Raw genomic sequence first — 13351 nt, forward strand, 5'->3', positions numbered from 1 at the left:
CGCCTAAGTGTTGATTAAAGTTTGAGTTCTAAGCCAATTGAAATGGTCTGGCCAGGTTCAGGCATCGCAACGATCGAGCCGCTTGAAACTTTATACTGATCGGTCAAGTTGGTGATCGCTAGGTTGCCTTTGATGCTATCGCTAAAGATATAATCAAGGTAAAAGTCGAGCTGATAGCCTGCTGGAATATACTCAAGCGCAGTTACTCCAGTCCCTGCCAAAAAGCCGCCTGGGTGATGTTTCTCAGCGTGTTTTTTGTAGGTAAAACCCGTATCAATTGTGTCGTTAAAGAGTGTCATACCAAGCGTTGCGATATAGCTTTTTTCAGGAGGCACACGAAGTGGTGTTAAACTCCCCGCAAAGCCGGTCGTATTACAAGTATCAACACCTGCAGCCTCAGCCATTAAGCGTGAGCACATTTTGACGTCGGTGTACTTTGTGTAAGATAACCTGCTGTAAAATAAGTCGCTTTGGTAATGAAGGCCAAACTCCGTGCCAGGCAGTTCAAACTGATCATAGTTGGTAAAAGTGAACTTTTGATCCCATGAAGGTGCATCGGGTTTAGGCAAGAAGCCTGTTGCTAACATACTTTCAATATTGGTGTAGAAGTACTCCGCCGAGATAATTAGCTTATCCCCGTGGCTGAGTAAGTTGCTAAAGTCACTCTCAAAGCCAATATCATACGATTTCGTTTTTTCAGGGGTGATCGGGTAGTCACTTGAGTAAGAAAATACCTCATTAGAAACCGTTGTTTCGTACAGGTTTGGCATTCGATATGCGTTGCTATATTTGGCTTTAATGACTGTACTATCAAGTAGTTGATAATTTGCTTGTACAGTCACATCCGCTTTGGCATCAAATGTAAGCTTTTCGCCTGTTTGATAGTCCTCGTTTACCGAGTCATGAAGGTTTACGTTCAGTGCAAGCTCTATCGGGGCAAGATCGATATTGGCATTGGTAAATAACGCTCGCTTTGTTTGCTTACCGTGTCGCGAAGTCGCTTTTAAATTGAAGTCAGCAGGGTACCAGTCTCGATTAAAATTGTCTTTCCAGTTTTTATGAGGGCTTAATTTTTCAACTTGCCAGGATAGGCCATACGTCAAAGTAATTGGTGTACTAGCCAGAGATAATGCAGAGGTATTGAATGCACTTATCCCATGACGCTTATTATTATAACGGTGAAAATATTGCCCCGCATTTGCTCCTAGGTTACTGCCAAGCGCATTATATTGCTGTAACCTCGCACTGGTACGCCAAACGTTAACACTAAGATCGACTAATGAGTTATTACTTGGTAAAAAACGGTATAACGCACTGGCACTGTTTACCAAAGCAGAGCCCGGAGCCCACTGCGGCATGGTTTCTACACCTTCTGGAATTTCTTCGGACATCCATTGTTCTTGGCCATTTTCATCGATCACCTTCCAAAACTTGGTGTCACCGGCTCTTTGTTTGTACCAGTAGGTGGCCAGCATTTCTCCCGCTTCTTGCTTATGGTAGCGTGTATTCACCTCTAACGATTGTTCGTCCGTAAACGCATAAGTTAGTTTGGCAAGATATGAGTCGCTTTCAAAGCTTGTATTGACGACTTCGCCATTTTGGTTAACCGGAGGTGGGATAAAGTCGACTACTGTGACTTCATCATATTTCCCTTGGTGTTCAGTTGAAGGCACCCAACGCACGTACTCCTTGGTTTCAACAAAGTCGTTAAAGCCATTTTTACCAGCAAAGTAGTTACCAACCTTTTTCTTACTGTAAGCGAGTACCGCTTGTAAGTTATCTTGTTGATAAGCGGTTGCTAGCGTAAACCCACCGCCTGCAAAGTCGAGCGTGTCATTGTGGTTGCTGATTTCGTAATAACTTTGCAGACCAAAGCTTTCAGGTACTTCAGGTGTTCTATTATTGTTGTGCGTATTTACCTTAACTAAAGCGCCAAGATTCTGACCGTCTTGGAGAATATCTTGTGTGCCTAAGGTACGGATATTGACTGTTCCGCCGATTGCACCTGAGCCAAAAGGTGATGCTTTGGCCGATGCGCCTTTTTCGACATTAACCGAGCTTATCAAGTTTGAGTCGATATAGGTTCTGTCAGACGAACCCATATAGCCGCGGTTTGTGTGCGTTGATTGCAAACTTCCGTCGATGAAAATCGGCACTCGGCCTTCGCCTTGCACGCCGCGGATACCAATATCAAGTGCGCCTGCTTCGTTTCGAATATTGTTTGCCTCTACACCAGAAAACGTTGAGAAGATATCCGAGTTAGATAAACCCTTGGTTCGAGCAATCTGTTCACGATTAAGATTGAGTTTATCGCCTTTGACAGTGATGACTTCAATATTATCTTGCGGATTTGGTGTTTGCTTGTGCTTAGCCTGAGTGTTGTTGGATTGGTCTTTTGCTGACGTTAACTCGCTAATCGCCGCTTTAATAACGATGTTATTGTCAATAATACTCGCCGTTAGCGGGCTGCCTTTCAATGTACGCTCTAGCGCCTCGGTTAAACTTACCTCTCCTTTAAGTGCTGGGGCTTGCAGGCCATTTAAGAGTTTCGCATCGGCAATTAGATTCATACTCGCAGCCTCAGCTACCTGCGTTAAGGTATGGCTAATAGGTTGCTGCGCGAGATTAAATTGATATATAGAAACTTGACTCTGCGCGGTTGCAGGCAGGCTCAGGCTAAGCCCGAGTGCAAATGCTAAGGGAGTGAGTCTTGTGTTTAAAACAGAGCGAGTTCTCATTGTGATGCGTCCAAATAAATTACCTAAGATGAAAACGAATGAGAATGAGAACTCCTCAATAAAAATTTGAATATTTTTATCTTGTCATCGAGAATTAACTATAACTATATGATTATTAGATTCTTTAACTTCTACAGGGAGAACATGTGGAAGTAAGTTTAAAAAGCTTTCGAGCTCTGATGCCAAAAAAGTACCCGAAATAACCAATTGCTCAGTTGATTGCGTGCTTAAGGTGTAACTTATCGCATGATGTCGTTTAAATTCCTCAAATACTTCGTTGAGTGGTGCATTGTCGAACACGAGTCGCCCTTGCTTAAACGCATCGACGAGATTGAGGTTTGGGTCAAACTCAGTCTTAACAATACCGTCACTGCCCACAACCGCCATTTGACCTTTTGTCAGCGTTATTTGCTGATGTTGGCTTTGCACGTTTACACGGCCATGAGCCACCACAATGCGAACGCTATCGGCTTTTTTATCGACTGAAAAGCGGGTGCCTAATACGGTAATCTTTGTGCTGCCGGCACTGATCACAAATGGTCGGCTTTTGTCACTGGCAACGTCAAACAATACGCGTCCACTGAGTAGCTTATTCCGGCGCCGATTGCCATCAAAATCAATAGCGAGGGACGTTTTGGCATCTAAGGTCAGTAGAGAGTTATCGGGCAGTGAGATAGTGCGTAATTCGCCTCGAGGTGACTGATAGCTGGCGTGAAAGGTGTCTTTGTTTACTTGAAAGAACCACGTTTGATAACCAACGAAACTCAACGCAAAAAGTGCAAAGCATGCAGCAATGGCGAAGTACCGCTGAGTTGTCTTTGATTTAAGCTTAGAGTGTGTAACTGGGTTCTCTAATTGTGCAATGTCTTGCTCTGAAAATTGCGATAACAGTCGCTCAACCTGTTTACTTTCTTGATAGGCTGTTTGGTGCGCACGGCTTTCACCAAGCCAACGATTGAGCGCTTGCTGCTGCGCTTTATTGAGTCCTTGCCTTTCGAGTTCCAGCCAGTGGTTTACTTGCTGTTGTATTGATACATTATGACGGTCCATTGCGATTCTCTTATTGTTTTTGTAATGCGTTACGGCAAGCGAGCATGGCAGTTGCCAAGTGTTTTTCGACCATGCTGACAGATATTCCCATTTGCTCTGCTATTTGTGGCTGGCTTAAGTTTTTAAATTTATAGAGCACAAATGCTTGCTTGGTTTTTAGGGGTAAGGAGTCGATACTTCGATTAAGTAATGCCAGTTGTTGTTGACTTGCGAGCTTAGCCTCGGGCTCATAATAACTTGGCGCGACTAATTCGAAGTCGTCGGGCTCAGCAACGGTTTGATTTTTGCGATACTGATCAATCACAATGTTTTTCGCGGCTTTAAAAAATAGTGCGCGCTCTTGCGTGCTATCCTGCTTTGGATTGCTGTTTTTATAACTTAGTATTCGGGTATACGCCTCTTGGACTATATTTTGAGCCTTATCTTTGCACCCCACTGAACGAGCGATATAACTTAATACTTCTGAGTAATAACGTTCCAAAATACACCAGTTTGCTTTTCAAAAGTCGCGCATACTAGCATTAATTTTTGTTATTGAGAATTGTTTTTATTTGCGTTTATTGGTTTTAAACTGTTCGTTAATAGATTTTATATTTTTAGTGCTTTTACTTAATGTTTGATTGTAAGGTTATGAAAAAACTTAGCTTTATTTTAAATTGCTTTGGTTCCAAACACTAAGCGGAGTGCTTATTAAGGCGCAGGAGCGATACCTTTTATAATGCGCTGGCAGGCACTGGGATCCATAAAATGGGGCACCGGATAATCCGGATGTGCTTCTTTTAGCGCCAGCTCTGCGAGTAGTGCAGCATCATCAGGAAGTACTTCGGCGAGCGTGGTTTGGATATGTAAATCAAGCAGTAAGCGCTCAATGTGCTCTAAAAGATCATCTGCTTGGCGCTCGATGGGATAGTCTAACGAGGTTAATCCACAGTATCTGGCGATGAGCGCGAGTTGCTGATTAATGCGCTCGCCATACCAGGTTAGCACGGGCATGAGTAACACCGCATTGGCAAGCCCGTGCGGCGTACCATATTGAGCGCTCAATTGGTGTGAAATTGCATGCACGTAGCCGACAGAGGTTCTGGTAAACGCTTGTCCTGCGTAATGGGAAGCGAGTAGTAGCTGTGTTCTTGCTTCTAAGTTTTGTGGGTCTTGTTGCGCTTTGGGTAGATATTCAAAGATGGCTCTACAGGCTTCAAGAGCACGTTCGCGGCTAAACTTAAGACAGTTAATGCTCAGTAGAGCCTCAATGGCGTGGGTTAGTGCATCAATTGCTGTAGTCGCGGTGATATGTGCGGGCATACTTGTGGTTAATTCTGGTAATAACACGGCATGGTGTGGCACTAAACAAAAATCAGTCGCGGCATATTTGGCGTGATTAGTAGGATCGTTAACGACGGCGGCAACGGTGGTTTCCGAGCCGGTTCCTGCTGTTGTTGGGATCGCGATATTCGGCGGTAGGCGTTTTAAGACTTTAAACAACCCTTTGAGTTTAGTGACTGGTTTGTTCGGCTTGACAGCCCGAGCACCGATCAACTTGCCCGTGTCGAGTACCGAGCCGCCACCAAGTGCGATAATTGCTTTACATTGATGCTGTTGGTAGACCTTTAGACCATCTTCGACGTTTGTTATGGTTGGGTTGGGTAAAACATCTGCGTAATAATGCGTGACTAACTCTGACTCACGTAGTGTGTTTTCCACAACCTGATGCAAGTTGAGTTTGAGCAGCACTTGATCGGTCACGACTAAGACGTTATCTCCACTTTTTAACCCCAGCGCTTTAATGGCGTCTAACAACCCCGTTTTTCCCTGATGTAATTTGGGGTTCGGGATCCCGATAAAAATAACAATGCACTTTAGGGCAAAGTGGTAAATACGGTAAAACCAACTCATTGCGATCCGTCTAATTTTGCTTTTGTATCATTTAAAAAATGTAGACGGATCATCACTGAATTGCTAGCAAATTTTCGGCTAGTTTGTAGTGATTTGCTGTGAAACTGGCTTTTCTTCTTTAATTGGTGCTTTGGGCTTGTCCATCTCAAATGCTTCTATCATGAGTAAAATATGGGCCGCGCTCCATGAAAAGTTCGGTGCACCTTGCTGCTCGCCGGTGAGTGGATTGTAGTTTTCGCGAATAGGCGCGTTTTGCAGCAGACCATCCGCATTTTGCATAAATCGCTGAAGCAAAGTGTTCGCTTCAGTTTCATAACCATAATAACCTAGTCCCATCAAGCCAAAATACAATTGGTCAAGCCAGACACGACCACGCCAATAGATATTTGCGCCAAATGCAGGGTTGGTCTGGGATGCAGAGCCCAGAGGAATATAGGTGTTGAATTCACTGGGGCTGAGCATTACCTCAGAGACGCGTTTAGCATGATACGCTGTTGCTACCTGATTAAAGAGCGGAGCCCAACCCTCTGGGCCGCGACCACGTTCAATGATTGGTTTCCCTGCACAGCCATTTTCAAGCGGTGATGCGGCAATGCGAATGTCGTAGTAGTATCCGCTGTTATCGTCGAACATGCAGCGGTTTATATAATCGGCGACTTGCTTTGCTTGTGCTGAAAAGGCTTTGGCTTCCTGTGGCTTAGCCAAGATATTGGCGATGGTACTCAAGTTTTTGGTGTCAGAATAAAAATAACTGGCCCCGTCAACCGATTCTTGCATCAAAGAGTAGCCTAGCAGGTGGCCTTGGGCGTCCTTATTGCTAGCAAATTCGACTTGCCAGTCTTTAGCATCGCCACCTTGTTTCACATAGATCTCAAGCTGCTGTGGTGAGATAAAACCAAAGTTAGCAGCATCGTCTCTTCCAGATTCCCATGACGCTGCGGTCTGCGCGGGAATACTTATCTGTTTACCTTGTGTTTGCGCATCGCGATAGGCTTTTAGCCCAAAGCGGGCATGCTTTTGCTTTCCTTCATGTAGATAAAATAACAACTCACCCGCTTGATTATTATGGTGTTTATCTATGGTTGCACCAAATTCAGGAATACCATTTTGGTTGTGATCACGGTTGCGCAGCCACCAATCACGATAGACGACAAGTTTAGGGTAAATTTGTGCAAGCCAAGCTTTGTCTTTGCTGGCATGGTAGGTATTCAACACCGCCCAAGCGGCTAGCGAGGGTTTTGAATTTCGTTCGCTCCAATTACCGCCATCGCCACCGCGTTCTGGTGGCAGGTTATAACCAATTAAATCGGGTAATAAGCCTTTATCTTGGGGTCTAACAGGATCGTTCGCTGCTATTTGATAGGAAAATACGGTATCAATGTTGGCCTTGGCTAAATCTGGTGCAAATAGTCTCAGTGCTGATGCTTGTTTCCAGCTGTCCCAAGGCCAAGTTAAATTGCCGGAAAACCAGCGAGCAGTGACCGAAGGCGATATGGTATCAAACGCGATTGCCCCTGCAGGAGATCGCCAGTTACCAATGAGGGTTTCAACGGCTTTTATCGCCAATGTTTGTTTATCTCGTGGTAAGGTTTGATAGCGTGCTAAATAGCCCGTCCAGCGAGCTTTAGAGCGTTGCCAATACGGAACTGGGGATGAGAGAATTTTGGCAACGGCCTTTGCTGTTTTTATGCGCTCTTGTTGATTGTGGACATAGCTTATTGCGGTATAAAACTGTAGATCACCAGAAGTTTGCGTCTCGCTATAATAACGGTTGTTTTCTACCACATTTTTGAAAGGGATTGTGCGGGTGATTGAGTACTCGTTGCTACCAGAGGTCAGAAGCGCCCACGGATCGCGAACACGACCAAAAGTGGTACTGATCCCACTTTCGCTGGCAACCATAGTTGGTGCGAGCTTAGGGTATTGTTGGTCCAGTGTTTGTTGATCATTAAGCTGGTGGAGTAATTTGCCGTCCAATTTTAAAGTAAGTCGTTGCTTTGTATGAATAGTGGTTTGAATAAGAGAAACACGCTCGCTAACAAAGCGTAAGCGGATCGTCACCGTCGCGAGCTCATGTCTAAGCGTTTGCACCAGCTCTCCGGGCAGGCTGTACAGTGCTGCATCAAATTGCAATTTGGTCTCACCATAAAAAATTTGTAGGCGCTCAATACGTTCAAATAAATACGTTAAATACTCTTCGGTGATAATCGCGTTACCCGTGAAACCACCATATTCCGCAGCGCTATCAGGAAGTAAGTGACCATGCCATGCGCCGTTATCAAACAGTGGTGAATAGGGACTATGGCCAAACTTGTCTGCGGGCTTCATTACCTGAGGGTGACCAAAGCGTGAAACCGCGTTGATGATTTTTGGGCTCGCGTACGTTTCGCATGCTACAAAGAGCATGAGTAATACCATTCCTGTGAGTACTTTCATTTTTATTTTGAATAAAGTATACAATTTTTGAGATGCTATCACAGCGACGTACAAAGTTCAGTAGCAAACGATGAATTACTCGTCTATGGGGCAGCCGACGTCAACCTTTTTGCGTTGCATCTGTACTCGTTCAGCGGCGGCGCGTAGCCGATTTATATATTCTGGAGGGGCGCTGGGGTTGGCGGTTAAATAGAGGGTTTTACTTAACTCTGGAACTTCTAGCACTTTGTCCCATTGCTCCACTAAACCCATTCTAGCAGCCATTCTATCCACAAAATTTTCGGCACCAAAAATAAAGTCAATTCTACCTCTTTCAAGCAGCTCACCTGCTCGACTCAAACTAGTTACTGATAGCATGTTCTTATCGGCGATAAAGCCTTGTGCTTTTAAATAGTTTTCGGAGAGTTGATCGGCCGCAACAGCGACAACATGTTGTTTGATTTTCCATATTTCCCACTCTTGCTGATCGGCGATATCAGCACGCTTATAAAAGGCGACCTTTAGCTCACAAAGTGGCGCAATCCAGATATGGTTTGCTTCACGTTGCTCCGTTCTGGCGATCGAGTAGAGCAATGAATAAGGGGATTTTTTGGAGAAGGCTTTTGCGCGAGTCCAAGGCAACATATAAATTTGATAGCTTAGCTCTGCTTCCCACATAATGAGGCGTACGATATCAGTGGCAAGCCCAGTAATGGTGCCGTTCTTTTGCTCTATCTGGTACGGAGGAAAATGCTCGGTATAGATATCTACTTTTGTCGGTGCTGCGGCTAAGGCACTAAATACACTAAATATCCCTATAACGCTCCCAATTATATACTGCATACCACATTCTCAAGATCGTTTTTAACAGTATAACTCATAATTTGTTATTGGTTTTGGTTAAATTAATGTACCCATTAAAATTCCATATTGGTGCTTTATTGGCAATTATTATATGGTTTTTTGGTGTCTTTTAAGAATTAAATAACGGCGTAAAATTGCCCTTGTTGTAGAGGAGTCGTTATGCGCTTAGTTTTATTCTTGCTTATGTTGTTTGTGTCTACTTACTCACATGCTGGTGAAGTTGCAGTCGATTATGTGGTGGGAGAGGGGGATGTAAAAGGACTGCGGCTTGGGTATCGTCCCTTGCATTATAGTTTAGCGGATTATGGTTTTGGCGAAGGTGCCTATGTTTATTTTGAGTTGAGCACCAACTATTGGGAATACGGCAAACCAAAACGCTCAGACACGACGTTTGCTATTGCACTGTCACCAGTGCTTAGTGTTCCACTGACCGAGTTTGCTGGAAAGCCGGTAAATTTTGAGTTTGGGATTGGCATGACCTACGTCAGTGATACTCGATTTGCGGGCAAAGACATTGGTGTTCACTATCAGTTTGAAGACCGCATTGGACTTAGTGTTAATTTGAATCCCAGTACTAAAGTTGGGATCCGATACCTGCATTATTCTAATGCAGGTTTGAGCGACCACAACCCCGGTCTTGATTTTTTAAATGTGTTCTACGTTAAGCGGTTTTAACGCTTAATGTCATTGATTTAGTTTTATCTCCCTTTGTGATTTCAAGGATGAAATTTTTTCTTACTAAATAACGTCATTTTTTCTTTATAGAGTTCCAGTTTCCAAGATAATAGAATGCAGTTAAACGCTTGACCTAAACTAAGGTTTAGGAATTAGGGTTCTGCGTAAATCAATAATAATCAAGGAACATCAATGGAGAATAGCTCTGCAATTGAGCGGTTAAAGCGCTTTACACCTTTAGTTTGGGTAATGCTTGTTGGTAACTTTTTCGTTCGCGCTAGTTACTACATGGTATGGCCTTTTTTGGCTGTTATTCTTTACGAAAATTATGGACTGAGTGCAACAGAGGTCGGTTTATTGCTGACGGTGTCAGCGACTTTCGCCGTATTTTTGGGGTTTTATACGGGGAATCTCGCTGATCGCTTTGGTCGCACCAAAATGCTCTACACGGCAGTGTTTGTTGGTGTGATTTCTTTTTCACTGTTGGCTGTGGCTGAGTCGTTGTGGTTGTTTGCAACCTCAGTGTTTTTAGCTTGTCTACCTAGGACGCTTTGGGATGCGCCTAGTAAAGCGTTACTTACTGAAGAACTTGCTGACGCAAAAGACAGAGAGCTTGCACTGCATTTACTCTATTTTCTCGTGAATGTGGGGGCGGCTTTAGGGCCATTATACGGGCTATGGGCGGGGCTTAATGGTGAGCAGTTTAGCTTTATCTATACTGGCATTTCGTATATTGGTTTGTTGCTCGCGCTGCTTTACTTTAGACCTAAACTGAGTGAAGCGCAGACTTTCGCTTTGCAGTCTGCCGCTCAGTCGGTACCCAAGTTTGCAAAGTGGCTGAGGATCTTACGAAAAGATAAAGTTTTTTTAATTGTGCTCATCGCTACAACTTTAGTGTATTTGGTTTATGCGCAATGTGACTCTAGCTTAGTGCAGTATTTGACGCGTGCAGAGGTCCCCGATCTAGCTTGGCTAATTTCTAGCTTAATCATCGCAAATTCTAGTGTGATCATCGTTTGTCAGTTTCCATTACTACATCTGATGCGTAATTGGCGCATTGAAAATAGGCTTTATGCGGGTGGCGTGATATTGATTATTTCACAAGTCATGATGGCCTTGAATGATGTACAAAATATTTGGGGATGGATTGCAGCCATGATGGTGTTGAGTCTGAGCGAAGCAATTATGTTTACTAACATCAATGTCTATATTGACAGATTGGCACCAGATAACCTGAAAGCTAGCTATTTTGGTGCTGCTGGCTTATGTTCATTAGGGTATGCATTAGCGCCCATTTTAGGCGGGCTTATTTTAGATTCTTACTCCGGTATGATGCTGTTTATCGTCATGACCTTAGTATCTATCACCGCGCTTGGGTTTTATCGCATTGCTGAGCTGAAGCCTAAGACGACGGCTGAAGCGATATAGCTTAGCTAACTCGGTGACCTAAAAAGGGTCACCGTTTAATTATCCGAAGCAAAGGTTAGTTACTTTACTTACCCGCCATTTTTTGCAAGTAACCCAGACGTTGACGCTCGGCAGCCGAGGGCTGATATGGGCGCTTCTCCAGTGCGTCAAAGTAGAAATCAGTGATGTGGTATTCGGTTATTTTGCTATCACCAAACTGCGCAAGCTCTCCGGGCATTGGCGACATTCTCTCAATTACAAATGTCTTTAACGTGAATTGTGATGGACCGGATTTAGCTGAAAAAGGAGCAAGCACCGACTGATGTGCTTTTAAGTTGAATACCTGTTTCCCTTCGCTTAACTTTTGTTTTTCAACCAAATGACTGATTGGTGTGCCATCGCGAGTAAATAGGTTTGCACGGATACGATAAGTACCACTTTGCTTTACTTCAAGCTGCAATGGAATTATCAAGTCTGCTTGCTCGGGGTAAGGTGTAGTAATAGCGAGCAGTGTGGCGCTGGGTTGGTAATAACGGATACTTGCCGTTAATGCAACAGCCTTAGCCGAGCTTGGCTTAGCACGCACGACGACATTCAGCTCTTGAGGCCATGTTGTCTCGCCATCGACTGCACCAAGCCAAATACCATCAGACTCTTTGAGGCGGGTGGTGGATAAGGTTTGCTGTGATGTAGGGTCGAGTATCGTTGCGGTTGCATTAGAAAATTGACTACCAGATAAACTTATCTCGATAGTAGCGGGGTGCACAAAGCGATATTGATTCAGCGACAAAGACACCTGTTCGTTATTTTCTTCAATTGGCATTTCGACGGCATAAAAATGATTTGGATTGAGCCTATCAAAATCACCTTTGCCAAGGGGCTGTGAATAAGGAGGTAAAGAAATACTATACTCATAATGTGCCGCAGCTGTTTGCGCAGCTTGTGCCAGTGGTAGTGATTCAACCAGTGATTGTTTTTGTGTTATCGCAGTTTTAGGTGTAGTGGGTTGCGTTGTTGGTGGTGTCAAAATAGCTGTGGTGACTTGTGGTGCTGGTAACTCAGGTGAGGGCTGAGCTTCGCGCTGCAAGGCAAAATAGCCTGCAGTGATACAGATTACAATAAGAATGACACTAATCAACAAAAACTTTTTCATAGCAATACTCGGTTAATATAAGGAACTGCATGGAGCAGTTCCTTGGGTATAGAAATTAGCAAAATAACCGTTAAGTTACAGTGAGTTTAGTATTAACTGTGAAAAGCTTTGTGAGTTAGACTCGCTAACATAACGGTAAGTTTTTTTCCAAAACCAGCTACCCGTTGTTTCTTCATAGGTGTTGTAGCTAATCGTTTTATAACCCGCGTTAAACTGAGTACGAGCCGCTGTTACTTTGCCTTGGTATCCAGCATCTGGCAGGTTACCGTGGCTATATTCCGCGCTCATTAGTAATGGGTAGTGGTATGGCATAAAGCTAGTTACTGCATCATCTTGAGAGGCTAGTTGACCGTTGATAGCAACGCTTGTACTACAACTACCAAAGTCACCTTTTGTCGATGCACCACAAGAAGAATGTGTTGATACAACTCCATCATCATTACCTGGTAAGAAACCTGAAGTGAGGCCGTAGTAGTCGCTTGCATCAGCGACGAAACGTAGGCGAGGTGCGTTGTCACTTGGGTACTGAGCAACTTGTCGCGCGTTATTTACTTTTAAATCCCACATGATACCAAACTCTTCAGGCATGCTACCAAGCCAAGCCTCAACAGCTTGGCGAGTTAGTTCACCAACTACACCACCTGAAGTTGCAGCGTTGATAGCCGTGTCTGCGAGTTCGCTTCCGCCACCCGCACCTGCAAGGTCAAAAGTAGCAACGATATTAAGTGGTTGAAGGCCCGCATTTTCAAGCCAAGTTGCTTGATTATCTAAGATATAGCGCGCAACCAAATCACCCGTTGAGTGGGTAACAAAGACACAGCCAGGATTACAAGTGCCATTTTCTGCAAATGCTTTTAGCTTTGGCCAAATATAATCTGTTGCGATTTTGCCTTGCAAACGTTCATAAGAAGGCCAATCAATACGTTCATCAGCGTGGTTTATCCAAAAAGATGACCAATATTCTTCACCCTCAAGCTCGACATTGGTACTGTTAGGGCGGTTAAGTTGGTCTGCTTGAAAGCCATGAATTAGAATTGTTTTATATTCAGCGGCCTGCGCGGGAGTTGCAAGTGCAGCGCCTGTTAATAACGCAGAAAGTGCAGCAGTGTATACAAAGTTAGTTTTCATTGTCTAAGTCCTTTAAAGCGCCAAGTGC

The 13351-nt window shown here is 44.1% G+C and carries 10 protein-coding genes; 2 read left to right on the forward strand and 8 right to left on the reverse strand.

From position 1 onward, the window contains the following. Nucleotides 1–14: 14 nt before the first annotated feature. From MHN30_RS02745 to MHN30_RS02770, 6 genes are all read right to left on the reverse strand, one after another. A complete protein-coding gene (locus MHN30_RS02745) occupies nucleotides 15–2738 on the reverse strand; it encodes a TonB-dependent receptor (protein ID WP_239357961.1) in 2724 nt (907 codons plus the stop codon). A gap of 84 nt (nucleotides 2739–2822) precedes the next feature. Beyond that, entirely contained in the window at nucleotides 2823–3788 is a 966-nt protein-coding gene (locus tag MHN30_RS02750; RefSeq protein WP_239357971.1) for a FecR domain-containing protein, read from the reverse strand. Nucleotides 3789–3798: 10 nt separating this feature from the next. After that, nucleotides 3799–4269, reverse strand: coding sequence for a sigma-70 family RNA polymerase sigma factor (locus tag MHN30_RS02755; RefSeq protein WP_130164537.1), 471 nt, complete (start codon nucleotides 4267–4269; stop codon nucleotides 3799–3801). A 209-nt stretch (nucleotides 4270–4478) separates the two neighbouring features. Continuing rightward, nucleotides 4479–5681 carry an iron-containing alcohol dehydrogenase gene (locus MHN30_RS02760; protein WP_239357973.1) on the reverse strand — a complete coding sequence of 401 codons (1203 nt, stop codon included), beginning with the start codon at nucleotides 5679–5681 and terminating at the stop codon, nucleotides 4479–4481. 78 nt (nucleotides 5682–5759) lie between these two features. After that, nucleotides 5760–8087: an alpha-glucosidase gene (gene ygjK, locus MHN30_RS02765; protein WP_239357983.1), complete on the reverse strand. Its 2328-nt coding sequence runs from the start codon at nucleotides 8085–8087 to the stop codon at nucleotides 5760–5762. Nucleotides 8088–8192: 105 nt separating this feature from the next. After that, the gene (locus tag MHN30_RS02770) at nucleotides 8193–8939 is read right to left on the reverse strand and encodes a transporter substrate-binding domain-containing protein (RefSeq protein ID WP_039491180.1); all 747 of its coding nucleotides are present in this window, start codon (nucleotides 8937–8939) and stop codon (nucleotides 8193–8195) included. Nucleotides 8940–9119: 180 nt separating this feature from the next. Here MHN30_RS02770 and MHN30_RS02775 point away from each other — a divergent pair, with 180 nt between their 5' ends. After that, a complete protein-coding gene (locus MHN30_RS02775) occupies nucleotides 9120–9635 on the forward strand; it encodes an acyloxyacyl hydrolase (RefSeq protein WP_239357985.1) in 516 nt (171 codons plus the stop codon). A gap of 192 nt (nucleotides 9636–9827) precedes the next feature. Then, a complete protein-coding gene (locus MHN30_RS02780; protein ID WP_239357986.1) occupies nucleotides 9828–11063 on the forward strand; it encodes an MFS transporter in 1236 nt (411 codons plus the stop codon). A gap of 64 nt (nucleotides 11064–11127) precedes the next feature. Here the strand turns inward: MHN30_RS02780 and MHN30_RS02785 are convergent, their stop codons facing one another. Further along, complete coding sequence (locus MHN30_RS02785) at nucleotides 11128–12195, reverse strand: hypothetical protein (protein WP_239357994.1); 1068 nt, start codon at nucleotides 12193–12195, stop codon at nucleotides 11128–11130. A 75-nt stretch (nucleotides 12196–12270) separates the two neighbouring features. Then, complete coding sequence (locus MHN30_RS02790) at nucleotides 12271–13323, reverse strand: hypothetical protein (RefSeq protein ID WP_010604068.1); 1053 nt, start codon at nucleotides 13321–13323, stop codon at nucleotides 12271–12273. Nucleotides 13324–13351: the final 28 nt, after the last annotated feature.

It is taken from the genome of Pseudoalteromonas sp. OF7H-1 (assembly GCF_022347825.1).
Lineage (GTDB): Bacteria > Pseudomonadota > Gammaproteobacteria > Enterobacterales > Alteromonadaceae > Pseudoalteromonas > Pseudoalteromonas maricaloris.